Raw genomic sequence first — 24790 nt, forward strand, 5'->3', positions numbered from 1 at the left:
CTAGAAGCAAATGCCGATGCGGCGGGGTCAATACCAGATGTCGAGCAGCGGAGTCATAGCCGGCGCAAAGGAACGGTCGATGGCTGCGAGAGCCGCGGGATCGCCCGTTGCGAGCCCCGCCGCCGACAGATCGGCGAGACGCACACCGCCCAGCAGCAGCGATCCGAGGGCGTTGACGGTCAGTTCGACGTAGACGTCGCCGCCGGGGGCCGATGCCTCGACCACCGCCTCGCCGTCGTCGCCGACCTTCACGCTCCACGCACCGTCGGCGAACCCGAGGGGGTCGCTCACCCGCAGCGCCGCGCTCAGCGGTGCGCTGTACGTCCGTGACGTGAGTGCGCGCGGCACGTCGAGGATCCGCAGCCAGTGGTGGTCGGTCAGGGTGGCCGTCACCGCGCGCCGATCGGCGACCATCCACTGCACGGGCGGAACGGGCGCCTGCAGCCAGGCTCTCACCTTTCCGACCAGGTCGTGCTCGAGGAGGAACCGCCACAGCGCCGCGTAGGCGTCGGGCGTCTCGGCGAAGAGCGCCCGGACGTCGAGATCGTGCGCGGCGAAGTCATCGCGCTCGGCGATGGTGTAGACGACGATGCCCCGCTCGACGCCCTCTGTGTCGCGGTAGACCACGCCGCGCACCTTCTCACCGTTCTTGTCGCCGGGCGCGACCCCCGCGAAGCCCCGCCACCGCCCGTCCCAGCCCGGCACCGACCCGGGGCGCTGGCGCCGGACCCGCTCGTGCACCTCACCGATGCGCGCGGCGAGACCATCGCGGGGCACGAAATCGATGCGTCCGGGAGCGATGGGCCCCGCCCAGCGGGCACGGGCGGTGTCGACCTCGACGTCGGAGGCCCACGCCGCCGGCGAGAAACCCCATCGGCCGTAGATCGTCGCCTCGGTGACGGTGAGACCCGCCAGCGCGAAGCCGGCGGCCGCGGCCGTGCGCAGCTCACCGCCGAGCATGGCGCGTGCGATCCCCCGCCGCCGGTGGGTGGGCGACACCGTGACAGCGCTGATGGCCCAGAGCGCCGCCTGGCGCCCGGGCGAGGTGGTGAGCTCGGTGGCCCAGGAATCGACCGTGCCGACGGGCACCTCCGGCTCCACGGACCCCCGGTCGTACACGCCGGTGAGTCGGCGCGTGCGCAGGGTCAGCCGGGCGTTCTCCGCCTCTTCATCGGTGGACTCTCCGCCCAGGAAACCGCGCGCCACCGCGCGCTGGAACGGACGATAGCCGTCGCCGTCGGCATCCACGCGGGCATACTCGAGGCCCGCGGCCGCCAGTTCGTCGGCGGAGGTCTGGTCGAGGGGCAGCGTCAGGGTGTCGAGGGATGCCATGACCCCAGCCTACGGACCCCCACAGACACCGCCGCGGGCGGGATCAGTGGGTGGCTTGGACCGCCCGCAAGCGCGCGAGCACTTGATCGCGCAGCTCGTCCGGTGCGCTCTCTTTGCAGGCCCGGGCGACCACCTCGGTCAGGGTTCGCGCGACGAGCGCCTCATCCTGGCATCCGGGGCAGTTCTCGAGGTGCTCGCGGATGTCTTTCGCCTCGGTCTTGCAGACCTCATTGCGAAGGTACTCCTCCAGGTCGCGCCGTGCCTTGTCGCAGCCGCAGTCGCTCATTTCTTCTCTCCCGTCGCGGCCGTGATGCCGCGCTCCGTGGCGTAGTCCGACAGCAGGTCGCGCAGCAGCCGCCGGCCGCGGTGCAGACGGCTCATGACCGTGCCGATCGGGGTTTTCATGATGTCGGCGATCTCCTGGTAGGCGAAGCCCTCGACGTCGGCGAGGTACACCGCCATCCGGAAATCTTCGGGGATCGACTGCAGCGCGTCTTTGACGACGGATGCCGGCATGTGGTCGATCGCTTCGGCCTCGGCCGAACGCGCGTTGCTCGCGGTGGTCGACTCGGCCCCGCCGAGTTGCCAGTCCTCGAGATCGTCGATGGCGCTCTGATAGGGCTCGCGTTGCTTCTTGCGATAGGTGTTGATGTACGTGTTCGTCAGGATGCGGTAGAGCCACGCCTTCAGGTTGGTCCCCTGCGTGAACGTCGCCCATGAGCCGAAGGCCTTCACGAAGGTCTCCTGCACGAGGTCGGCCGCATCAGCGGGATTGCGCGTCATGCGCATCGCCGCGGCGTAGAGCTGGTCCATGAAGGGCAGAGCCTGCTCTTCGAACTGTGCGCGCGGCTCCGCCTTCGAGCCCGCTTCTGCGGTGTCGTCCATCGCGCGCCAGTCTACGTCGGGCATGTCAGCAGCCGGCAGGGGTGTCGCCTGCGGGCGTCGGCGCTCGAGAAGTGCGGTCACGTGTCGTCCCCTTTCAGTAGGCTAGGAACCGATGACTCCGCTCGGGTATTCCCCTTCCGCCGCCACCCCCCGCGGCGCGTGGGTCGCGCCCCTCGCCGCCGGTCCCGTGGATGCCACGGTCACCGTGCCGGGCTCCAAGTCGCTCACCAACCGCGAACTGGTGCTCGCCGCGATCGCCGATGGCCCGGGCACGCTGCACGCCCCGCTGCACTCCGACGATTCGGCCCGCATGATCGATTCGCTGCGCGCGCTGGGTGTCGGCATCGAAGAGATCGAGACGGATTCGCCCTTCGGGCCCGACCTGTCGGTGACGCCCCCGGAGTCGTTCGTCGGCGGCACGACCGTCGATTGCGGCCAGGCCGGCACCGTCATGCGCTTCGTCGCGCCGCTCGCGGGCTTCGCCCGGGGCGACGTGCACGTCACCGCGCACGAGAGCGCTCTGCATCGCCCCATGGGCGCGATGATCCGCGCCCTGCGCGACGTGGGCGTCGACATCGACGACGGCGGTCACTGGTCGCTGCCGTTCTCGGTGCGCGGACACGGTCACGTGCGCGGCGGCGAGGTCGACATCGACGCCAGCCAGTCCAGTCAGTTCGTCTCGGGCCTGCTGCTGGCGGCTCCCCGGTTCGACGTCGGGCTGCGGCTGCGTCACGTGGGCTCCCGTCTGCCGAGCGTGCCGCACATCGACATGACCGTCGAGGCGCTCGCGCACCGCGCGGTGCACGTCGAGCGTCCGGCCCCCGGAGAATGGATCGTCCCCGCGGGTCCCGTGCGCGCCAAAGACGTGGCGATCGAGCCCGACCTCTCCAACGCCTCCCCGTTCCTGGCGGCGGCGATGGTCACGGGCGGCTCGGTCACGGTCACCGGCTGGCCGCTGCACAGCACCCAGCCCGGGGCGTTGCTCGTCGACATCCTCGCCGAGATGGGCGCGCGGGTGAGCCGCCGCGGCGGTGCGCTGACCGTCGCCGCCGGCGATGACGGCATCCTGGGTGTCGAACTCGACCTGTCCGCCGCGGGCGAGCTCGCCCCCACGCTCTTCGGTCTGGCCGCCTTCGCCGACGGGCCGACGACGCTGCACGGCATCGGGCACATCCGCGGGCACGAGACCGACCGCATCGCCGCCCTCGTGGGCAACCTCCGCTCGCTCGGCGGCGAGGCGCACGAGCTCGACGACGGCATCCGCATCGTGCCCCGCGCACTGCGCGGCGGCGAGTGGAAGGCGCATCACGACCACCGTCTGGCGACGACGGGAGCCCTCATCGGGCTGCGCGTGCCCGGCGTCGAGATCGACGACATCGGCACGACGGCCAAGACCCTTCCGCAGTTCGCCGCGCTGTGGCACGCCATGCTGGGCACGGATGCCGCGGTCTGACCCATGAGCGGCACAGGCGCGTGAGCTGGCTCGCCGACGACGAAGACGACGACGATCTCGCCTACGACGAGTCGTCCATCCGGTCGCGTCCGAATCCCAAAGCCAACCGCCCGCGCACGAAGCGGCGACCGGCTCACGCCGACGCCCGGGTGGCGCGCGTGCTGGGGGTCGACCGCGGGCGCTACACCGTTCTCGTCGACGAGGACGCACCCGACGAGCGCCGGGTGCTCGCGACGCGTGCCCGCGAGCTGCGCAAGCAGCCCATCGTCAACGGCGACCGCGCGCGCGTGGTCGGTGACCTGTCGGGCGACGAAGGGACCCTCGGCCGCATCGTCGGGATCGAGGAGCGCACGTCGCTGCTGCGCCGCAGCGCCGACGACACCGATCAGGTGGAGCGCGTGATCGTCGCCAACGCCGACCAGATGCTGATCGTCGTCGCGGCGGCCGACCCCGAGCCCCGCGAGCGGCTCGTCGACCGTTATCTCGTCGCGGCCCTCGATGCCGGCATCCGCCCGCTCCTGGTGGTCACGAAGACCGACCTGGCCGACCCGACCGAGTTCCTGTCGCACTTCGCGGGCATCGATCTGCGCGTCTTCACCAGCGCGCAGGACGCCATGCCGCTCGACGAGATCGGGGAGGCCATCGCCGGCCACTCGACGGTGTTCGTCGGGCACTCGGGTGTCGGCAAGTCCACGCTCGTGAACGCCCTGACGGGCTCGGAGCGCGCGATCGGCCACGTCAACGTCGTCACCGGACGCGGACGACACACCTCGTCGTCGGCGGTCTCGCTGCGTTACCGCGGACCCGCCGGCTCGGGCTGGGTCATCGACACCCCAGGTGTGCGGTCGTTCGGCCTGGGGCACGTCGACCCGGCGCACGTGCTCGGGGCGTTCACCGATCTCGCTGAAGTCGCCGAGGACTGCCCACGCGGCTGCACGCACCTGCCCGACGCGCCGGACTGCGCGATCGCCGAGGCGGTGGCATCCGGGCGCCTCGGGCCGGGCGCCGAGGCGCGTCTGGATTCGCTGCATCGACTGCTGACCACGTTCCAGGCGATCGAGCGTTCTAGGCTGGAGGGGTGACGAATCTCGAACCCGGCACCGCCGCGCCCGACTTCACCCTGCTCGACCAGGACGAGCACCCCGTTTCACTCGGCGACTTCCGTGGTCGCCGCGTGATCCTGTACTTCTACCCGGCCGCGCAGACACCCGGATGCACGACTCAGGCGTGCGATTTCCGCGACAGTCTCGCCTCGCTGCAGGGCGCCGGGTACACGGTGCTGGGCATCTCGCGCGACACCCCCGAGAAGCTCCGGGCGTTCCGCGACAGCGACGGGCTCACGTTCCCGCTGCTGAGCGACCCCGACCACGCCGTGCACGAGGCGTACGGCGCCTGGGGCGAGAAGCAGAATTACGGCAAGACCGTGACCGGTGTGCTGCGCTCCACCTTCGTCCTCGACGAGGACGGCAAGATCGTCGAGGCGCTCTACAACGTCAAGGCCACCGGCCACGTCGCGCGCCTGCGCAAGACGCTCGGTCTCGCCGCCGCCTGACCCTCCCTTTCACGAACCCCGCCCTCCGCTTCCGCGGTCGGCGGGGTTCGTCGTTCGCCGGGTGGACCGGGGCGGGATACGCGGGGAAGCGTCAGTCGTCGTCGCTGCGTCGCGGCGCGGCCCGGCGTACGGCCCCCACCAGCAGCACGAGCCCGACGACGGCGGGCGCGGCGATGAGCGCGGCGGCGCCGCGGGCGGCCCACTCCCCCGTGATCGCGCCGATGGCGACCGAGAGGATCAGCAGCTGGGTCACGATGCCGCCCGAGCGGCCCGCCGATACATCGCGCGCCGTCGCCACGCCGAACGCGCCGACGATCGCCGCCCCGGTGACGGTCAGCACGATGAGTGCGATCGAACTCACCACCGAGTCGGTGTCACCGCCGATGAGCGCGACGACCTGCCACCCGGCGAGGGCCAGGATGCCGAGAGCCTGAAGGCCCAGAAGCACGGCGGCCGCGAAACGGATCGGCATCCGAAACCCTCCGAAAGGCGCACCGGCGCCGTCATGATCCGGAAACCTGCCGGTTACCTCTTGATCAGGGGGAACCGCTATGGGAGCATGGAACAAGCCGTGTGCTCCCACAGCGAAGTGGGGCGAGCAATCGCTCGCGTTCCCACCAGGGTACCGGACCCGATAGCCGGTGCCGAATCGACCAACATTTCTGTAACAAGGAGCACCCTATGGATTGGCGCGACAAAGCAGCCTGCCTGACCGTCGACCCCGAGCTGTTCTTCCCCGTCGGCAACACCGGCCCCGCGGTTGACCAGATCGAGAAGGCCAAGTCGGTCTGCGCACGCTGCACCGTCACCGAGATCTGCCTGCAGTACGCCCTCGAGTCCGGTCAGGATTCGGGCGTGTGGGGCGGCCTGAGCGAAGACGAGCGTCGCGCGCTGAAGCGTCGCGCCGCTCGCGCGCGCCGCGCCTCCTGACGACACGCATCCACGAAGACGCCCGCCCCCTTGGGGCGGGCGTCTTCGCGTTTCGCGGGGGCAGCCACCTCGATGCGCGACCGCTCGCGAATTCGCGCATTCCTGGCCAGAAGTCACCCACGCCCGCGGGGAACGCGCCCGCTCGCGAGAATGCGATCTATCGACAGGTCACGGCGGAGCCGCGCACATTCCGTCGTCAATACGCGATTCCCCCGCACGATGTCCTGCCCCATCTGCGAGGAATGCGCTTATCCGCGAGCGAGGCGGTCGGTCAGATGCCCGATTGCGGAGCGGCGTACGCATCTGTCGCGCTTCCGCTCGTTCTTCCCGGAGCGGCATCCGCGAACGTCGAGCGACGCCCACTCGCGCGCAGCACAACGCCCTCCCGCAGAACGGGTTCCCCGGTGCGGGGAAGCGCCGGCGAGGCGCCGCGTCCGTCGGGAGGGAGAGCGGATGCCGTGCGGCGAGCGTCAGGCGGAGGCGCCGCCGATATAGCGCAACGGAATCTCGATCGTGACCTCGGTGCCGCTGCCCATGAGCGTGTGCCAGTCGATGGTGCCGCCGAGTTCGCCCTGGATCAGCGTGCGCACGATCTGCGTGCCGAGGCCCCGGCCGACCTGCCCCTCGGGCAGGCCCACGCCGGTGTCGCGGACGCTGACCTCGAGCATCTCGCCGGTGCGTTCCGCCGCGATCTCGACGTCGCCCTCCTGGCCGGCGAGGCCGTGCTCGACGGCGTTAGTGACCAACTCGGTCAGTGCGAGCGCGAGGGGCGTGGCGAATTGGCTGGGCAGGGTACCGAACTGACCCGTCGAGCGCGTGCGGGCGCGGGTGTTGGGAGCCGCTGCCACCTCGGCGACGAGCTTGAGCACGCGGGCGAAGACGTCGTCGAAGTCGACGTTCTGCGCCAGTCCCTCCGAGAGGGTGTCGTGGACGACGGCGATCGCCGACACACGCCGCATGGCCTGGGTGAGAGCGTCGCGCGCCTCATCGGAGTGCGTGCGGCGCGCCTGGATGCGAAGGAGGGAAGCCACGGTCTGAAGGTTGTTCTTGACGCGGTGGTGGATCTCTCGAATGGTCGCGTCCTTGGTGATGAGTTCCTGCTCCTGGTGGCGGATCTCGGTGACGTCACGGCTCAGCACGATCGCGCCGATGCGGGTGCCACGGTCGCGCAACGGGATCGTGCGCAGCGACACCTGCACGCCCCGCGCCTCCATGTCGGCGCGCCAGGGCGCTCGACCACTGACGACGACAGGGAGCGACTCGTCGACGTCCTGACGCTTGGCGGGCAGGATGCGCGCGGTGACTTCGGCGAGGGACTCCCCCTCGAGCTCGTCGTCGAAGCCCATGCGGTTGAACGCCGACAGCGCATTGGGGCTCGCGAATGTGGTGATGCCGTCGACGTCGAGCCGGATGAGGCCGTCGGAGGCGCGGGGAGCGCCACGACGCGGGGCGGTGGGAGCGGCGAGGTCGGGGAACTCGGCGGAGGAGATCATGCCGAACAGGTCGTCGGCGCAGTCGTTGAACGTGATCTGCTGGCGCGACGGGGTGCGCGTCTCGCCGAGATTGGTGTGGCGGGTGAGCACGCCAACCGTGGTCACCGCGTCACCCTCGCGCGAGAGCTCGCGCACGATCGGCACCGCGCGCACGCGCGTCGGGGTCTCTTCGAACCAGTCGGGGGATGCCGAGTCGACGATGCGTCCGCTCTGGAACGCCTCGCGCACCTGCGTGCGCCACTGGGGTCGCACCCGGTCACCGACGATGTCGCGATAGAACAGGGTCGCCGCTCCCCCGGGCCGGGTGTGGGCGACGGCGACGAACGAGTCGTCCTGCGTCGGAACCCAGATCACGATGTCGGCGAAGGCCAGGTCGGCGAGCAATTGTCCGTCGCCGGCGAGCCGGTGCAGCCACTCGACGTCGGCCTCGCTGGAGCGGCCCTGGGCGTAGACGAGTTCACTGAGTGTCGACACCCCTCCACCCTAGAGGAGGGGTCGTAGACCACCCGTTCACGGGCGGGATACGGGCGGGAGAGATGAGTGCCCGGGTGAACGAGTCGCCGGCACCGCCCACGTCGGAGCGGATACATGCCGCGTGCGGGCCGCAGCGGATATCGAGATCGTTCACCCGCTCCGGCCCTCGGCGGGTGAGCCGCCGTCATCCCCCGAACGGGGGACATCGTGACCGCCGGTTCTCCGGATGCTGATTCTGCGCCTGTTTCTTCGCCGGCCGGTGGGACTCGATCCACCGGGTGCCGGCACGCCTGGGGCACTCCGGAACGGACACGGCACGGGCGACGTCGCCTCTGTACCTCGGAACGCATCGCACCCGTCGCCCGGCGCCGCCGCTGAGACCACGACGCCCGCCGACACGGGGTATCGCGGCTTGTCGGGCGCCCGGCTAGCACGCAGGACGACGAGACCGCATACGCCGAGGACGCACGCCGACCCGCCCGACCGCCGACACCGGGAGGTCACCATCACCCTCGCGCATTCCTTCCACAGGGGCGCCCGCCGCACCTCCGCGCGGGACGAACCTGCCCTACTGTCGGCGTCACCCCCCGCCCACTCGCCGCATCACATCCACGGAGGGAACCATGTCACAGCAGAACGTTCACACCGCCACGAGCCCGACGCGACGGTCGCTCACCGCAGCCCGATCGGAGGGATATTTCGACCGGCAGAAGACCTCAGCGCACGATCTCCCGTCGGCCGAGACGTTCACCCTCAACATCGTCCGCGGCGTGCTCGAGGTGCTCGCCGGCGTCCGCGAGGTCGATCAGCTCGCGCGATGGCTTTCGGAAGACGTCTACCGCACCGTGGTCGTGCGGGCGAACCTCGCGGCTCGCGCGCGCAGCGCCCGCGGCGTGCCGGCGCCGCGAGCGACGCACATCATTCAGAGCGTCCACCTCTCCTCCCCCGCCGACCATGTCGTCGAGGCCACCGTCACCGCCGCGACCCGCCTCCGTACCCGAGCGGTCGCTCTCCGCCTCGAAGGTCTCGATGGACGCTGGCGTGTGACCTCGCTCGGCTTGCTGTGAGCGGGCGACGCCGCGATGAGCGCCCGGACCGACCGCGCCCGTGACGAACGGGATCGCACCGGAAACCTCTGCCCCCAGAGCGCCCACGACGTGCCCCCGAGGCGACGACAATCGCACTGATAACGTCGGGGCCATGAAGAAGAGACTCGGAGGTGCTGTCGTCGGCATCCTTCTCGTGGGGATCTTCCTCGCCTGGATGCTTCTCAAGGGTACGAGCGCGGTCCAAGCGTGGATCGATCCGAACCCGGTGCTCGGCTTCGTCGCATGGGGAGTCGCGTGGCTCTGTGTACTGGGCGGAGCCGCACTGCTTGCCCCATTCGCCTTCCGTCAGGGCTCGACTCCAGCGGACGAGACCCACTAGGAGCGTTTCCCGGAGGGGCGGGCCGATGCGGCGATGCTGGAGCGGCGTCGCGTTCTGGATATGGCGGAAGCCCTGAGGAATCTGATCGGCGGGTTCTCGCTCGCATGGTTCGTCCCGGGAACCTCACCTCACCTGGGCCGCGAGAACGCACCGGGCTGGATCGGGCCGGTGTCTGTCATCCCCCTTCGCGCATGCGCAACGGGCACCGTGGTCACGGACGCACGTCATCGCCGCGACGCGGCGAGGGAAGAAGCGGAGCAGAAACGAGAGCGGTGATACATCCCTTCGCCGCGACGGGCGCGGACTCCCACGTGGGGTTCGCGCCCGTCGACGGGTGTGGCCGAAGCCACCGACTCGCCGGTCAGGGCCTCCACGACGCGAGGAAGTTGCCGAGACGCTCGATGGCATCCGAGATCACCCGCGCCTCGGGAAGGGTCACGATGCGCACGTGGTCGGTCGCCGGCCAGTTGAAGCCCGACCCCTGCACGAGCAGCACGTGCTCGGCGAGCAGGAAGTCGCGCACGAACTGCCCGTCGTCGGGGATCTCGTACACCTCGGGATCGAAACGCGGGAAGGCGTACAGCGCACCCCGCGGGAGCACGCACGAGACACCCGGGATGGCCTCGAGGCCCTGCCAGGCGGCATCCCTCTGCTCATGGAGACGGCCGGTCGGGGCGATCAGCGCGTCGATCGACTGCACGCCCGAGAGAGCGGCCTGCACCGCGAACTGCGCCGGCACGTTCGGGCACAGACGCGTGGATGCCAGCAGGTTGATGCCGTGCAGGAAGCCCTGCGCGTGGTCCTTCGGGCCCGTGATCGCGAGCCAGCCCGAGCGGTATCCCGCGACGCGGTAGGTCTTCGACAGGCCGTTGAAGGTCAGGCAGAGCAGATCGGGCGCGACGGTCGCCATGGGGATGTGCACGGCGTCATCGAAGACGATACGGTCGTAGATCTCGTCGGCCAGCAGCAGCAGCGAGTGCTCGCGGGCGATGTCGGCGATGCCCTCGAGGACCTCGCGCGAGTACACCGCACCGGTCGGATTGTTCGGGTTGATGATGACGATGGCCTTGGTGCGGGGCGTGACCTTCGACCGGATGTCGTCGAGATCGGGCTGCCACTCGCGCGACTCGTCGCACAGGTAGTGCACCGGCGTTCCGCCGCCGAGGCTGGTCATGGCCGTCCACAGCGGATAGTCGGGCGCGGGGATGAGCACTTCGTCGCCCTCGTCGAGGAGTGCCTGCATCGTCATCGTGATGAGCTCGGACACACCGTTGCCGAGGAACACGTGGTCGGGATCCACCGCGGGGAAACCCGGCACCTGCTCGTAGCGCGACACCACCGCGCGGCGAGCGGACAGGATGCCGCGGCTGTCGCTGTAGCCATGCGCGTTCGGCACCGACGCGATCATGTCGCGCACGATCTGGTGCGGGGCCTCGAAGCCGAAGATCGCCGGGTTACCGGTGTTGAGCTTGAGGATCGCGTGCCCCTCGGCCTCGAGACGGTCGGCCTCGACCAGGGCCTCCCCCCGGATCTCGTAGAGGACGTCTTTCAGCTTCGACGACTGATCGAGGGGGCGTAGCGGGCTCATCGGATCAGGATATCCCCGCCGTGATCGGGCCAATCGACACCGAGTGGACCACGCCTGCGTCACCGGGAACGACGGATGCCGCGCCCCACGGCCGGGGACGCGGCATCCGCTGACGGGTGTTACTTCTTCTTCGCGGCGCGACGATCGGCGCGGTTGGACGCGGCCGACTCGTCGGCGACGTCGGTGCGCTGACCGAAGGCCCCGCGCGCGCCGGTCGGCACCGGCTCGGCAGCCGGGGCCGCCTGCTGCTGCGTCGCCTGACGGAGGCGGTTGGTCGCCGCCTGCTGCACCTGGCCACGGTCGTTGCGCACCTCGACCTCGCCTGCGTCGTTGGCGGCCGAGTACTCCAGGCGCTGCGTCTCGACGGGAGTCGGGGTGAGGCCCTTCGCCTCGACCTGCGCCTCGTCGCCGTCGACCTTGCGGACCTCGACCTCGAGGTTGTAGAGGAATCCGACCGACTCCTCCTTGATCTGCCCCATCATCGACTGGAACATCTGGTAGCCCTCACGCTGGTACTCGATGAGCGGGTCGCGCTGGGCCATGGCCCGCAGGCCGATGCCGTCTTTCAGATAATCCATCTCGTAGAGGTGCTCGCGCCACCGGCGGTCGAGCACCTGCAGCACGACGCGACGCTCGAGCTCGCGCAGCGCCTGCTCGCCGAGCTGCTTCTCGCGGTTCTCGTAGGCGATGCGGGCGTCGGAGATGATCTCGCGCTTGAGGCCCTCGGGGGTGATGCGCCCCTTGTTGCCGCCGGCCTCGGCCACGACCTCGTCGATCGTGACGCTCACCGGGTACATGGTCTTCAGCTCGGTCCACAGCGCGTCGAAGTCCCACGACTCGGTGTGACCCGAGCCGGTGTGGTCGTCGATCACGGCGGTGATGGCGTCTTCGATGAAGTGCTGCACGCGGTCGGCGATGTCGTCGCCCTGCAGCATGTGGCGGCGGTCGGCGTAGATGGCCTCGCGCTGACGGTTCAGAACGTCGTCGTACTTCAGCACGTTCTTGCGCATCTCGGCGTTGCGCGCCTCGACCTGCGACTGAGCGCTCTTGATCGCCCGCGACACCAGACCCGACTCGATCGCGACGTCGTCGGGGAAGTTGGTGCGCGCGAGGATCGCCTCGGCGGCGCCCGACTGGAACAGACGCATGAGGTCGTCGGTGAGCGAGAGGTAGAAGCGGCTCTCGCCGGGGTCGCCCTGACGGCCGGAGCGACCGCGCAGCTGGTTGTCGATGCGACGCGACTCGTGACGCTCGGTGCCGAGGACGTAGAGTCCGCCCGCCTCGGTGACCTTCGCGGCCTCTTCGGCCACGGTGTCGCGCACCGACTGATAGACGGAGTCCCACTCGGACTCGTAGGCCTCCGGGGTCTCGACCGGGTCGAGGTTCTTCGCCTTCATCTCTTGCACGGCGAGGAACTCGGCGTTGCCGCCGAGCATGATGTCGGTCCCGCGACCGGCCATGTTGGTGGCGACCGTGACCGCACCGAGGCGACCGGCGCGGGCGACGATCTCGGCCTCACGCGCGTGGTTCTTGGCGTTGAGCACCTCGTGACGCACGCCCTTCTTGGCGAGCAGCCGCGAGAGGTACTCGCTCTTCTCGACGCTCGTCGTGCCGACGAGGACGGGCTGCCCCTTGGCGTGACGCTCGACGATGTCTTCGACCACCTGCGCGAACTTCGCTGTCTCGTTCTTGTAGACGAGATCGGACTGGTCTTTGCGGATCATCGGCTTGTTCGTGGGGATGGGCACGACGCCGAGCTTGTAGGTCGACATGAACTCGGCCGCCTCGGTCTCGGCGGTACCCGTCATGCCCGAGAGCTTCTCGTACAGACGGAAGTAGTTCTGCAGCGTGACCGTGGCGAGCGTCTGGTTCTCGGCCTTGACGGGCACACCCTCTTTGGCCTCGATGGCCTGGTGGATGCCCTCGTTGTAGCGACGACCCACCAGGATCCGGCCGGTGTGCTCGTCGACGATCATGACCTCGTCGTTCATCACGACGTAGTCGGTGTCGCGCTTGAACAGCGCGATCGCCTTGATGGAGTTGTTGAGGAACGAGATGAGCGGCGTGTTCGCCGACTCGTACAGGTTGTCGATGCCGAGGTAGTCCTCGACCTTCTCGATGCCGGGCTCGAGCACACCGATCGTGCGCTTCTTCTCGTCGACCTCGTAGTCGACGCCGGCCTCGAGGGTACGGGCGAGCTTGGCGAACTCCGCGAACCAGCGGTTGGCCTCACCGGATGCCGGTCCCGAGATGATCAGCGGGGTGCGCGCCTCGTCGATGAGGATCGAGTCGACCTCGTCGACGATGGCGAAGAAGTGCCCACGCTGCACGAGGTCTTCCTTGCGCCAGGCCATGTTGTCGCGCAGGTAATCGAAGCCGAACTCGTTGTTCGTGCCGTAGCTGATGTCGGCCTCGTACTGCTCGCGACGCACCTCGGGCGTTTGACCGGCGACGACCGTGCCGGTCGTCATCCCCAACGCGCGGTAGACGCGACCCATGAGCTCGGACTGGTAGCTCGCGAGGAAGTCGTTGACCGTGATGACGTGGACGCCCTTGCCGGCGATTGCGTTCAGATACGCCGGGAGGGCGGCGGTCAGCGTCTTGCCCTCACCGGTCTTCATCTCGGCGATGTTGCCGAGGTGCAGGGCGGCGCCGCCCATGATCTGAACGTCGTAGGGGCGCTGGCCGAGGGTGCGCTTGGCAGCTTCTCGGACGGCGGCGAATGCCTCGGGCATGAGCTGGTCGAGCGTCTCGCCGGCCTCGTAGCGGGCGCGCAGCTCGATGGTCTCGTTGCGCAGCTCATCGTCGGTGAGCTGCTCGTAGTCCTCTTCGAGCGCCCCGGTCGCCTTGACGACGCCCTGCAGGCGGCGCAGGATGCGGCCCTCTCCGGCGCGCAGCAGTCTCTCGAGCGGATTTGCCACGAAGAATCTCCATCTGTCGGGTGCAGCGCCTGTGCAGACGCCGGCCTGCGAACAGGCATACGTCGCCCATGTTATCCGTGTTACCGGTTCGTGACCTGCGAGTGAGCCGCAATCCCTCGGCCGGGTTGCGCGCCCGCAGCGAACACACGGCGACGCGCGCGGACCCGCCGCCTAGGATCGAGCCATGGCGGGTTTCTGGGGCAAGAGGAAGCGCGAAGAGCAGGATGCAGCGGACGCCGATCTGGCGCGCCGGGCGGAGCTGGCGATCGTCGCGGCCGACGAGCGGGTGCGGCTGACCTCGGACGAACTGGACTTCGCCCGGGCGGAACTCGGCGACAAAGCCACCGAAGACCTCGGCGCAGCCCTCGACTCCGTGCGCACCCACCTCGCCGAAGCATTCCGGCTGCACCAGCTCAACCACGATGAGATCCCCGACACCAAGGAGGAGCTGCGCACGCGGAACGCCCGCATCATCCAGCTGTCCGAGTGGGCGGAAGACCTTCTCGAAGAGCGCACGCAGGTGCTGCAGCCCAAGATCGACGCCGTGCGTCGTGCACCCGAGACGCTGGCGCGGGTGCGCGCCGACCGCGACCGCCTGGCCGAGCGCATCCCGAACGCCCGCGACGTCGTCGCGCGCCTGTCACGGCGGTACAGCGACTCCGCCCTGGCGCAGATCGGGGGCAACCCCGACGAGATCGAGCAGCTGCTCGATTTCGCCGTGCACACGGCATCCGTCTCCGAGCGCCGCCGCGACGCCGGCCAGCGCGAGCAGGCGTCTGTGGCACTGGAGGCGGCCACCGAGGCGGTCCGCCGGGCCGAATCGCTCCTGGATGCCGTGGACACCTTCGAAATCGAGGCGCTGCGGGCCGAATCGACGCTGGCGGCGGTCATCGACGACTCCCGCAACGACCTCATCGAGGCACGACGCGGCGCGCAGACACCGGCCGTGACGCAGGCGATGGCGACACTGCAGAGCGCGCTCGCCGCCCTTCCGGCGTCGGGCACCCGGAGCGATCCGTTCGCCGCGCTGTCGTCGCTGCGGCAGGCGAACGCCGACCTCGACCTCGCGCGCGAACGCGCCGCGCGCCCCGTTCCCTCGCAGCTGCAGGTCGAGCACGCCATCGACGACGCCGACCGACAGCTGGCGGTCGCCCGCGGCCTGATCACCGGCCACCGCGGCTGGATCGGTGCCGACGCGCGCACCCGTTTCGTCGAGGCCGAGCGGCTGCGGGCAGGACTGCCGCTCGGACCGGTGGCCGAAGACCAGCGCGAGACGGTGCTCGCCACCGCTCGCCGCGCGGGATCGCTGGCCTCCGAGGCGCTGCAGATCGCCCAACGCGACATCGAGCAGTCCCGACCGAACGACTGGGGCGGCGGCGACGGCTACGGCCGCGGCGGCGGGTACGGGCGCGGCGGCGGTATGGGCGGCGGCAACATGGTCGGCGGCATGCTGGGCGGTCTCGTCATCGGCTCGCTGCTGGGCGACATCTTCGACGGCTGACCGGCTCGCACGGCGCCTCGGCGGCCCGAGTGACGGCACGGACGCCGAGCGGTGCAGACTGCGCCGGAGATCTTCGACGGTCGACCGGCTCGCGCGGCGCCTCGACGGCCCGAGTGACGGCGGGGCGCACACCGCGGGGCACCGGTCGCGCCGTGCCGTCGGCGCGCCGACACGACGATGCCCCCAACCCTTTCGGGCCGGGGGCATCGCGGACGGATCGGGTCAGGACGCGACCTGGGCCGCGGGAGCGGCCTGCGTCGCGAGGGCGATCACGCCGTAGTCCCAGCCTTTGCGGCGGTAGACGACGCTGGGGTGATCGGTGCGGGCGTCGATGAACAGGAAGAAGTCGTGCCCCACGAGCTCCATGCGGTCGACGGCGTCTTCGACCGTCATCCATTCGGCACCGAACTCCTTCTGTCGGATGACGACGGGCGAGTAGTCCTCGTCGTCGGCGGCGCCGTCGTTCTGCACGGGGACGGACCCGGTGGCGACGGCACGCAGCACCTCGACCGAGGCGGGCTCGACGTCGATGCCCGAGAGCTCACCGGTGCCCTTCTCGAAACGGGCGCCGCGGGGGTGGTTGCGGGCGTCGACGCGCTTGTCCTTCGCGCGGCGCACCTGCTCGGAGATCTTGTCGACCGCGAGGTCGAGTGCGGCGAACTTGTCGGCGTCCGTGGCCTCGGCGCGAACCACGGGACCCTTGCCGTCGAGGGTGAGTTCGACGGTGTCGTCTTCCATTCGCCCGTTGCGATACGAACGATGCGTGACCTTGACCTCGAGCGCCTGGGCGCGCGGCGCCAGGTGCTCGATGCGGCTGACCTTCTCTTCAACCACCGAGCGGAAACGATCGGTGATACCGACTCCCACGCCGACGATGTTGGTGTCCATCCGTGACCTCCTTGTTCCGGGTTCCGCCCGGTCTAAGGGCGGAACTTCCGTCGCCTTCAGTCATCCCCACGCTAGTGGGAGGCCACCGTCGTGTCACGTCGTAATCACCTCCGATTCATCTCGGGATCCGCTGCGACGCGGCGTGTGCGCGAGCGCGACGGCCCGCACGTCGCCAGCACCCGCCGCGCGCAGGGCACGAACCGCCTCCGCGAGGGTCGCACCCGTCGTCACGACGTCGTCGACGACCACGATCGGACCATCGAGCGCAACGCGGGCGCTGAACGCCCCGCGCACGTTCTCTCGACGAGCCCGATCACCGAGGCCGCGCTGATCCGCCGGGGTGCGCCGCAGCCGCAGCAGGCGTTCCGGTCGCCACCCCGCTCGCCGCACGAGGATCTCCACCGGGCGGTAGCCGCGACGGCGGAAGGCTGCGCGCGACGACGGCACCGTCGTGACCCGCGCACCGGGCGGGACGGATGCCGCCAGGGCTGCTGCGAGGGCGGGAGCGAGGTCGCGCGCGAGAGCCGTGCGACCCTCCTCTTTGAGGGCCCGGACGACCCGTGCGGCGATCCCCTCGAAGCGCAGCCCGCAGACGACCGTCAGGGACGGCTCCACATGGCGCCTCGACGGGCGAGGCGCGAGAGCGGCGCGGCATCCGTCGCAGAGCGAGACGTCGAACGCTCCGCATCCCGCGCACGCCAGCGGCAGCCAGAACGTCAGCGCGTCGCGCAACCCGGCGACGATGAGGGCGACAAGCGTCATGCCGCCAGCCTCGCCTCCGACCGCGCCCTCACACCGGCGCGGATCACGTCTGTGGACGACGGTCCGGCTGGGGAGGAGGGTCAGGAGGTGGTGCCCTGCTGCGCCGCCAGGACGCGGATGCCCGAAGCGACCAGCGTCCACGAGCTGCCACGACGGCTGAACAACCGTGCCTGGTCGTCGAGCACGCGCACGCTCGTGCTGCCCGCCGCCAACGACCGGGTTCCCTCCGGGGCGACCGAGTCGATGCCGCGGCCTCCCACGCCCAGCTCGTGCAGCGTGCTGACACCGTCGGAGCTCGAGAGCACGCCCACGGTGGTGTCGTCGAGCCAGGCGAGGTCGAACGATCCCGGCTGCGAGAACGACAGCACATGGGGCGGACCGAGATCGATCTCACCGCTGACACGCTGGATGCCGGCCACCCAGACCTCCCGCGCCCCCGAGACAGTGACGATCGCGGCGATACGCGTCCCGTCGCGCGAGATCTGCATGGCCGTGATCTCGCCGGCATCCGGCCACGCATTGCCGACATTGCGGGGAACGCCCTCGGCAGTGATGGCGCGCACCTGCGAGGGAGCCGACGCGGGAACGCTCCAGATCGCGCCCTCGGCGTCGATCGAGGGGGTGATGAGGCCCGGACGGTCGTCGAGCAGGAACGTCCGGCCGTCGGCCAGGGCACTCGCGACCGCCCCCTGCCGCGTACGGACGGCCGCGAGACTGCGATCCGCCTCCAGTTCGACGGCCGCCGGCTCCAGCGACTCGACCGCGTCGGAGAGCCCGGCGATGGGTTCGACCGTGTCGCCCGCCAGCGACCCGAACGCTCCCGCCGTCGTGAGAACGGCGGGCGAGGGGTCGACGCGAGTGACGCGCACCTGCACCTCGGTGGCGGCGATGGGCGTGCCGTCGACGGTCATCTGCACCTCGCTGATCCCCGCGGTCGCGAGGCTGCGGGCGAGCTGGGTCTGCATGCGGTCGAGCCGCGTGCGGTCGAGACTCAGCGCCGCCTGAGGGAGCTGCACCTGGGCCACGCCGTTCTGCGACAGCGTGACGGAGCGTCCGACGAGGGAGAGCTCGTCGGGGAAGGCGGAGGCCACCGCGCCCGCCAGCCACGCACTGGGCTTCCCGTCGACCAGCGCGGTCGCCACCCGGCTGGCCACCAACGCGCGAGGGAACCAGCGGACGTCGGGGACGATGAAGTCGAAGTTCGGATCGAAGTAGGCGATGGAGGCCGTCTGGTAGACGGTCGGGAACACCTCCTCGTACAGCACGACCCCGTCGGGTGCCGAGGTGATCCGCCACTGATCATCGACCCGGGCCAGCGAGAACGACAGCGTCGCGGCCGTGCCCGAGGCCGCGGGGGCATAGGCGCCGTTGGCATCCACCTCGGCCGTGGCGGTCAGCGACACCGACACCGACGTGCCGTCGCCGGCCGCGGCGGAGCGGCGGTCCACGAGACGGTCGATGGTCACGCGCGCCCGCGGATCCCACTGCGTCCCCGGGGCGAGGAAGAGCTTCGCGGTCGCCCAGTCGTCGGCGGGGCCGGAGCCCGCGCGCAAGAACCCTTCCACGATCTCGGTGGGCGTGGCGTCATCCTGCGGCCCGTCGGGGACGAACGCGAACGCCTGCGTGTCGTCGGTCTGCGGGCCGCGACCCGGATTGACGTATCCGGTCGTCGGCAGCCCCGTGCACGCGGCGAGCGCGAGCACGAGGGCCAGGCTGACAAGAGCGAGGATGCGTCTCATGACGACCTCCGAACGCCGGGACGGGTGGCGATGGGCTGGGTGAGGCCGAGTGCCTCGAGGGCACCGCCCTGCTCGTCTTCCGGCACGAGCGGCAGGGGCGAACCGGTCACCGGTCTGCCGTCGCGCGGAAGGGTGAGCACGAAGTTCGACCCCCGACCGAGCTCCGACCACACCGCGAGCGTGCCGCCGTGCAACCGCGCGTCGCCGAGGGCGATCGAGAGTCCGAGGCCCGTGCCCCCGATCGTGCGCACGCGGGAGGGGTCGGCGCGCCAGAAACGGTCGAACACCCGCTCGACGTCGTCGCCGCGCATGCCGAGACCGAAGTCGCGGACGCCGAGGGCGATGGCATCCCGATCGCTGTCGACCGACACGACGATCGGTCGACCCTCGCCGTGCTCGATGGCGTTGCCGAGAAGGTTGCGCACGATGCGGCGGATGCGACGGGCGTCCATGTCGACAGGGGTGTAGCCGCCCGGGGCGACGAGGCGCACGTCGGAGCCGTGACCCTCGGCCAGCTGCTCCATGGAGACGATGACGTCTTCGGCGAGGTGGGCGAGACTCGTGGGCTCGAGTTCGAGTTGCACGGAGCCGGCGTCGTAGCGGCTGATCTCGAGCAGGTCGGTCAAGAGCACCTCGAAGCGCTGCACCTGCGCGTGCAGCAGCTCGGCCGCGCGGCCGGTCACGGGATCGAATTCTTCGCGCTGGTCGTTGATCATGTCGGCGGCGAGCTTGATGGTCGTCAGCGGCGTGCGCAACTCGTGCGAGACGTCGGAGACGAACCTCTGCTGGACGAGCGAGAGGTCGGCCAGCTCCTTGATCTGCGACTCGATGCTGTCGGCCATGGCGTTGAACGAGCGGTTCAGGGTCGCCAGCTCGTCTTCGCCGCGCACCGGCAGACGCACGCCCAGGTCGCCCGCGGCGAGCTTCGCGCTGGTCTCGGCGGCATCCGCGATCGGGGTGGTCACCGACCGCAGCACGAACCACGCGATCGCCCCGATGAGCACGACGAGCACGAGCCCCACCACCCACAGCAGCACCTGCACGAACGCGAGCGTCTGCGACGCGCTGACGAGGTCGTATCCCATGTACAGCTCGTAGGAATCGACACCGTCCGACGCGGGGAAGCGGAGCTGATGCCCGACGAGGATGCCGGGGACCTCGCGGCCTCCGTCGGAGGGCAGCGCCACCGACTGCCACCACTGCAGATCCGGGCTCGACTGCACCTGCGTGCGCAGGGCGGTGGTGACCAGTTCAGAATCGAAAGCGGGTGAAATGAAGGGCTGGGGGGCGAGCGGCGACGGCGGTCCGATGCGGTACAGCGCGATGAGATCGCTGGAGGACTGCTGCGACAAACGCGTCGCGATGCCGTTCATGAGGGTCTGTGCGGCCGCGGGATCGGTGGAGTCGACGGCGGCGTCGAGCGTCGCCTGCGCGGCCGCCGTCGCCCGTTGCGCTTCGAGCAGCACCTGATCCTTGCGCGCGGTGAACAGCTCGTTCTGGATGACGAGCGCCATCGCCAGGCATGTCGCGAGGATCGTCACCGCCGTCAGCGTGACCGTGATGAGGATCGTGCGAAAACGCAGCGAGCGGCGCCAGAGCGTGCGGAGCCGATCACGCACCCGCCGCCAGTCGCGGAGTCCGCGCGCCCGGGGCGGGAGGGTTCGCACCGCCCCCGTCATGAGCGGCTCAGGCCACCGCGCCGGCGCGGTAGCCGACACCGCGCACGGTGGTCACGATCCGCGGGTTGTCGGGGTCGGCCTCGATCTTGGCGCGCAGGCGCTGCACGTGCACGTTCACCAGACGGGTGTCGGCCTTGTAGTGGTAGCCCCAGACCTGCTCGAGGAGCATCTCGCGCGAGAAGACCTGCTGCGGCTTCTCGGCGAGGGCGACGAGGAGCTCGAACTCCAGCGGGGTCAGAGCGATCGGGGCGTCGCCCCGGCGCACCTCGTGCGCCGCCACGTCGACGACCAGATCGCCGATGCGCAGGGTCTCATCGATCGGCGCCTGCACCGGACGCAGGCGCGTGCGGATGCGGGCGACGAGCTCCTTCGGGTTGAAGGGCTTCATGATGTAGTCGTCGGCACCCGACTCGAGCCCCTTCACCACGTCGGCGGTGTCGGTGCGGGCGGTCAGCATGATGATCGGGACGCCGGACTCGGCGCGCACGCGCGTGCAGATCTCGATGCCGTCGACGCCGGGCAGCATCAGGTCGAGCAGGATGAGGTCGGGGCGCTGCGTGCGCCACGCATCGACGGCCTGCGCGCCGTCGGCGCAGAAGACGGTGTCGAATCCTTCGGTGCGCAGCACGATGCCGATCATCTCGGCAAGCGCTGTGTCGTCATCGACAACCAGGATCCGTGAAGTCATTCGGGTGTGCGTCTTCCAGCTCGGACCCGCTCGGAAACGGGCATGTCGCCCCGGTGGGGGCACGTCTCATCGAGAGTAGTCGACCTCCCTGCACGCAAGGCGAGCGTGTCGGGGGTGTGTGACACGATGAACGGACCGCCATGTGACGAGGAGGCGATACCGTGACCGCGTATCCGGCCTGGACTCCGGCATCCCGCCCGGGGATCGTTCCGCTGCATCCCTACGGGTTCGGAACGATCCTGGGCCGCTCGTTCGTCGCCCTGCGTCACAACCCGAAGGTCCTCCTGGGCTTCGCGCTGATCGCCCAGACCATCGCCTACCTCGTCCTCACCGCCGCCGTCGCCGGCGCGGCGGTCGCGAGTTTCACGCGGCTCGACACGGTGACCCCCGGCAGCGACGACTACGACGCGATCCTGGCCGGCTCGATCGTGCTGACCGCCGCCACCGCCCTCGTGCTCGGCGTGGCGACCGGGGCGTTGAGCGTCATCGTGCAGGGCGTCGTCGTGGCCGAGGTCGCGCACGCGGTCGTCTCCGAGAAGCCCACGCTGAAGGCCGTCTGGGCGCGGGTGAAACCGGTGGTCTGGCGCCTGATCGGCTACAGCGCCCTGACCCTGCTCGCCACCGTCGTCGCGATCGGCGTGCTCGCCGGCATCGTGGCCCTGCTGGTCATGTCGGTGCTGTGGCTGGGTATCGTCGTCGGCATCATGGCGGTGCTGGGCCTCATCGTGGTGGCGCTGTGGCTCGCGGCGAAGCTGTTCCTGGTGCCGTCGGTCATCATCCTCGAGCGCTCACCGGTGTTCCGCGCCATCGGCCGTTCGTGGCGGCTCACGCGCGGCCGGTTCTGGTCGACGCTCGGCGTGGTGGTCGTCATCACGGTCGCGTTCAGCGTCATCGCGCAGATCATCTCGATCCCCTTCAGCCTCATCGGCAGTCTCGTGCCGGCGATCCTCGCCCCCACCGGCGAGACCGAGAGCGGCGCAATCATCGGCGTCATCGGCGTGCAGATCGTCGGCCAGATCGGCATCCTGCTGGTGCAGTGCATCGCGCTCGTCGTGCAGTCGACCTCGGCGGTGCTGGTGTACGTCGACGCGCGGATGCGGGTGGAGGCGCTCGATCACGACCTTCAGACGTATGTGGAGGCGCGTGACGCCGGGGCGACCGCTCTCGACGACCCGTACCTGGTCGGTGTGGGGCGGGTCGTCGCGCGGCCGACCTTCTCCGGGATGCCGGGTCAGCCGGGGTATGGCTCGGCGCCGGGGTACGGCGCTCCCGCCGGGACGCCGGGCTACGGCGCTCCCGCCGGGCAGCCCGGCTACGCCGCTCCCGCCGGGACGCCGGGCTACGGCGCTCCCGCCGGGCAGCCCGGGTACGCCGCTCCCGCCGGGATGCCGGGCTACGGCGCTCCCGCCGGTGATGTCGCGCCGACGTCGTCCTCCCCCGCGCCGCCCACGACCGAGCCGCAACCAAAACCGCAACCGCAGGGTCCGACCACCTGGGCGGCCCCCGGCTCGAACGGCGACGCGTGACGTCCTCCCCGCTCGCAGCGACGATTCCGCTCCTCCCCGATCCCGACCAGGCCCGGGAGTGGGCCGAGCGCGAGCTCGCCGACCCCGCCTACGAGGCGGCGGAACCGACGATCATCGACCGCATCGCGCAGGCGGTGGGCCGCTTCCTCGGCGACCTGCTGCGCGTGCCCGACACCTCGGGATGGGGCCCGTCGGCGCTCATCGTTCTCGCGATCGTCGTGGCGGCCCTGATCGTCGTCGCCCTCCTCATCTGGGGGCGCCCGAGGCTCGCGTCGCGCGCCGCGCCGGCCGCCCACGCGCTTTTCGACGCCGACGACGCCCGCTCCGCGGACGAGTTGCGTTCCGACGCCGCCCAGGCCGCCGCGCGCCAGGACTGGAACGAGGCCATCGTGCTGCGTTTCCGCGCCTTCGCGCGCGGTCTCATCGAGCGCGGGCTGGTCGACCCTCCGCCCGGCGCGACTGTTCGCGCATTCTGCCGCGACGCGGCGGCATCCCTCCCCTCCCTCGCCCCGTCGCTCGACGACGCCGCGGAGATCTTCGACGACGTGCGCTACCTCCGCCGTCCCGGCACCGCCGAGCACTACCGTTCGGTCGCCGATCTCGACGATCAGGCCGTGCGGGCGCGCCCGACACCGGCGGTCACCGCGTGAGCGTCGCCGTGGCGCCGGCCCGGTCCCGGCGCCGGGGGGTGCTCGGCTGGGTGGTGCTGGTCGCGGCGGTGCTCGCGGTCGCCCTCGTCGGCGGCACCCTCGTCTACGGCGGATACTCGCAACGTGCCGCTCTCGATCCGGAGTCCGCGGGGGCCGACGGCACGCGGGCGGTCGTGCGGGTCCTCCAGCAGCAGGGCGTGCGCGTGGTCATCGCCCGCGACCGCGCCGCCGCCGAGCGCGCGCTGGAGGGCGGCGAGGCCTCGCTGGCGATGCGCGACGCCCCCATGCTGTCCGACGAGGCGCTGCGCGATGTGACCGGTCGCGCCGAACACGTCGTGCTGCTCGAGCCGCGGGCGCGCACGCTCGACGTGCTGCTGAACGGCTCGCGTCCGGGCGGTTTCGCCGACGATCGGGCGGTCGCCGCCGACTGCACCGTGCCCGCCGCCGCGAACGCCGCGACGGCACGGGTCGGCGAGTTGATGACGCCCGGCACGGGAGTGCAAGGGTGTTTCCCCGTCGACGGCGAGGTCGGCCTGCTCCACTTCGCCTCGGAGGGCCGTACGGTCACCGCGCTCGACGCCCTGGCCACCGCGACGAACGCGACCCTCCCGCTCGACGGCAATGCCGCGCTGGCCCTGGCCGTTCTCGGGCAGACCGACACCCTCGTCTGGTACATGCCCTCCCCCGCCGACGCCGACCGCGCCGCCGACGCTCCGACGCTCGGCGAGCTGACCCCGCCGTGGGTCACCCCCGGCATCGTGCTGTTCCTCGTCGCCGCCCTGGTGGCCGCCGTCTGGCGCGGGCGCCGGTTCGGCCCCCTCGTGACCGAACGCCTGCCGGTCACCGTGCGGGCGAACGAGACGACCGAGGGCCGCGCGCGCCTGTACGCCACCGCGCGAGACGCGCCGCACGCCCTCGACGAACTGCGACGGGCAGCGCGCTCGCGCCTGCAGCGGCTGCTGGGGTTGCCGACGCGGAGCGCGCCCGACCAGGTGGTCGACGCGGTCGCCGAACGACTGGGGGCGGATCGCGCTCGCGTGCGCGCCATCCTCGTCGATGACCGGCCCCGCAGCGACCGCGATCTCGTCGCGGCCGCCGATCGACTCCGCGACCTCGAGGCGAGCGTGCGCGCCGCCGTCCGAACCGAAGGGACCTCCCGATGACCGACAGCCCCGAGAACCCGGCCTGGCCCGCTCCGTCGTACCCGGGCGCGGACGCCGTCCCCGAGGCGCCCACGCCGGCCGATGGCACCGCCCCCGCGTCGATCGTCCCCGACACGCCCGCACCGGCCGACGGCACCA

22 protein-coding genes are annotated in these 24790 nt (G+C 70.6%); 10 read left to right on the top strand and 12 right to left on the bottom strand.

The features are described from left to right. Positions 1-27 precede the first annotated feature (27 nt). Genes QE410_RS11760 through QE410_RS11770 form a run of 3 tightly spaced genes read right to left on the bottom strand, consistent with a single transcriptional unit; the run spans position 28 to position 2241 of the window. A complete protein-coding gene (locus QE410_RS11760; RefSeq protein ID WP_307332106.1) occupies positions 28-1332 on the bottom strand; it encodes a GNAT family N-acetyltransferase in 1305 nt (434 codons plus the stop codon). A gap of 43 nt (positions 1333-1375) precedes the next feature. Further along, positions 1376-1618, bottom strand: coding sequence for a zf-HC2 domain-containing protein (locus QE410_RS11765; RefSeq protein WP_058232137.1), 243 nt, complete (start codon positions 1616-1618; stop codon positions 1376-1378). Next, positions 1615-2241 (bottom strand): sigma-70 family RNA polymerase sigma factor, encoded by a 627-nt coding sequence (locus QE410_RS11770; RefSeq protein WP_373459375.1) that lies wholly within the window; start codon positions 2239-2241, stop codon positions 1615-1617. The genes QE410_RS11765 and QE410_RS11770 overlap by 4 nt, the downstream gene beginning before the upstream one ends. Before the next feature lie 88 nt (positions 2242-2329). Between QE410_RS11770 and aroA the strand changes: the two genes are divergently transcribed. From aroA to bcp, 3 genes are read left to right on the top strand one after another with little or no spacing between them, the layout of a single operon-like run. Beyond that, positions 2330-3670: a 3-phosphoshikimate 1-carboxyvinyltransferase gene (aroA, locus tag QE410_RS11775; protein ID WP_307332111.1), complete on the top strand. Its 1341-nt coding sequence runs from the start codon at positions 2330-2332 to the stop codon at positions 3668-3670. A gap of 20 nt (positions 3671-3690) precedes the next feature. Beyond that, positions 3691-4752: a ribosome small subunit-dependent GTPase A gene (rsgA, locus tag QE410_RS11780; protein ID WP_307332113.1), complete on the top strand. Its 1062-nt coding sequence runs from the start codon at positions 3691-3693 to the stop codon at positions 4750-4752. Then, positions 4749-5222, top strand: coding sequence for a thioredoxin-dependent thiol peroxidase (gene bcp, locus QE410_RS11785; RefSeq protein ID WP_307332116.1), 474 nt, complete (start codon positions 4749-4751; stop codon positions 5220-5222). Before rsgA ends, bcp begins: the two co-directional genes overlap by 4 nt. A gap of 91 nt (positions 5223-5313) precedes the next feature. Here bcp and QE410_RS11790 read toward each other — a convergent pair whose 3' ends face one another. Beyond that, on the bottom strand, positions 5314-5694 hold the full coding sequence (locus tag QE410_RS11790; protein ID WP_307332119.1) for a histidine kinase: 381 nt from the start codon (positions 5692-5694) through the stop codon (positions 5314-5316). 209 nt (positions 5695-5903) lie between these two features. Between QE410_RS11790 and QE410_RS11795 the strand changes: the two genes are divergently transcribed. Then, the gene (locus tag QE410_RS11795) at positions 5904-6152 is read left to right on the top strand and encodes a WhiB family transcriptional regulator (protein WP_019182239.1); all 249 of its coding nucleotides are present in this window, start codon (positions 5904-5906) and stop codon (positions 6150-6152) included. A 470-nt stretch (positions 6153-6622) separates the two neighbouring features. Here QE410_RS11795 and QE410_RS11800 read toward each other — a convergent pair whose 3' ends face one another. Next, the gene (locus QE410_RS11800; RefSeq protein ID WP_307332121.1) at positions 6623-8119 is read right to left on the bottom strand and encodes a sensor histidine kinase; all 1497 of its coding nucleotides are present in this window, start codon (positions 8117-8119) and stop codon (positions 6623-6625) included. Between the two features lie 623 nt (positions 8120-8742). Here QE410_RS11800 and QE410_RS11805 point away from each other — a divergent pair. Both QE410_RS11805 and QE410_RS11810 read left to right on the top strand, forming a co-directional pair. Next, positions 8743-9186 carry an Rv3235 family protein gene (locus tag QE410_RS11805; protein WP_307332125.1) on the top strand — a complete coding sequence of 148 codons (444 nt, stop codon included), beginning with the start codon at positions 8743-8745 and terminating at the stop codon, positions 9184-9186. Positions 9187-9319: 133 nt separating this feature from the next. Next, positions 9320-9547: a hypothetical protein gene (locus QE410_RS11810; RefSeq protein WP_307332128.1), complete on the top strand. Its 228-nt coding sequence runs from the start codon at positions 9320-9322 to the stop codon at positions 9545-9547. Between the two features lie 361 nt (positions 9548-9908). Here QE410_RS11810 and QE410_RS11815 read toward each other — a convergent pair whose 3' ends face one another. Together QE410_RS11815 and secA are read right to left on the bottom strand one after the other, a co-directional pair. After that, positions 9909-11135 carry a pyridoxal phosphate-dependent aminotransferase gene (locus tag QE410_RS11815; RefSeq protein WP_307332131.1) on the bottom strand — a complete coding sequence of 409 codons (1227 nt, stop codon included), beginning with the start codon at positions 11133-11135 and terminating at the stop codon, positions 9909-9911. Positions 11136-11254: 119 nt separating this feature from the next. Beyond that, entirely contained in the window at positions 11255-14056 is a 2802-nt protein-coding gene (gene secA, locus QE410_RS11820) for a preprotein translocase subunit SecA (RefSeq protein ID WP_307332134.1), read from the bottom strand. Positions 14057-14240: 184 nt separating this feature from the next. On the opposite strand from secA, the gene QE410_RS11825 reads away from it, so the two are divergent. After that, positions 14241-15557 carry a hypothetical protein gene (locus QE410_RS11825; protein ID WP_307332137.1) on the top strand — a complete coding sequence of 439 codons (1317 nt, stop codon included), beginning with the start codon at positions 14241-14243 and terminating at the stop codon, positions 15555-15557. 222 nt (positions 15558-15779) lie between these two features. Here the strand turns inward: QE410_RS11825 and hpf are convergent, their stop codons facing one another. The 5 genes from hpf to mtrA all read right to left on the bottom strand — a co-directional run bounded on the left by hpf (position 15780) and on the right by mtrA (position 21313). After that, positions 15780-16445 carry a ribosome hibernation-promoting factor, HPF/YfiA family gene (hpf, locus tag QE410_RS11830; RefSeq protein ID WP_307332140.1) on the bottom strand — a complete coding sequence of 222 codons (666 nt, stop codon included), beginning with the start codon at positions 16443-16445 and terminating at the stop codon, positions 15780-15782. Positions 16446-16538: 93 nt separating this feature from the next. Next, positions 16539-17207, bottom strand: coding sequence for a ComF family protein (locus QE410_RS11835; protein ID WP_307332143.1), 669 nt, complete (start codon positions 17205-17207; stop codon positions 16539-16541). A gap of 80 nt (positions 17208-17287) precedes the next feature. Continuing rightward, positions 17288-18946, bottom strand: coding sequence for an LpqB family beta-propeller domain-containing protein (locus tag QE410_RS11840; RefSeq protein ID WP_307332146.1), 1659 nt, complete (start codon positions 18944-18946; stop codon positions 17288-17290). Beyond that, complete coding sequence (mtrB, locus tag QE410_RS11845) at positions 18943-20625, bottom strand: MtrAB system histidine kinase MtrB (protein WP_307332150.1); 1683 nt, start codon at positions 20623-20625, stop codon at positions 18943-18945. Before mtrB ends, QE410_RS11840 begins: the two co-directional genes overlap by 4 nt. A gap of 7 nt (positions 20626-20632) precedes the next feature. Continuing rightward, on the bottom strand, positions 20633-21313 hold the full coding sequence (mtrA, locus tag QE410_RS11850; protein WP_307332153.1) for an MtrAB system response regulator MtrA: 681 nt from the start codon (positions 21311-21313) through the stop codon (positions 20633-20635). A gap of 161 nt (positions 21314-21474) precedes the next feature. Here mtrA and QE410_RS11855 point away from each other — a divergent pair, with 161 nt between their 5' ends. From QE410_RS11855 to QE410_RS11865, 3 genes are read left to right on the top strand one after another with little or no spacing between them, the layout of a single operon-like run. Beyond that, the gene (locus QE410_RS11855; RefSeq protein WP_307332155.1) at positions 21475-22839 is read left to right on the top strand and encodes a glycerophosphoryl diester phosphodiesterase membrane domain-containing protein; all 1365 of its coding nucleotides are present in this window, start codon (positions 21475-21477) and stop codon (positions 22837-22839) included. Beyond that, positions 22836-23489 carry a DUF4129 domain-containing protein gene (locus tag QE410_RS11860; protein ID WP_307332157.1) on the top strand — a complete coding sequence of 218 codons (654 nt, stop codon included), beginning with the start codon at positions 22836-22838 and terminating at the stop codon, positions 23487-23489. The genes QE410_RS11855 and QE410_RS11860 overlap by 4 nt, the downstream gene beginning before the upstream one ends. Continuing rightward, positions 23486-24652: a DUF4350 domain-containing protein gene (locus QE410_RS11865; RefSeq protein WP_307332160.1), complete on the top strand. Its 1167-nt coding sequence runs from the start codon at positions 23486-23488 to the stop codon at positions 24650-24652. Before QE410_RS11860 ends, QE410_RS11865 begins: the two co-directional genes overlap by 4 nt. Positions 24653-24790: the final 138 nt, after the last annotated feature.

It is taken from the genome of Microbacterium sp. SORGH_AS_1204 (genome assembly GCF_030818935.1).
Lineage (GTDB): Bacteria > Actinomycetota > Actinomycetes > Actinomycetales > Microbacteriaceae > Microbacterium.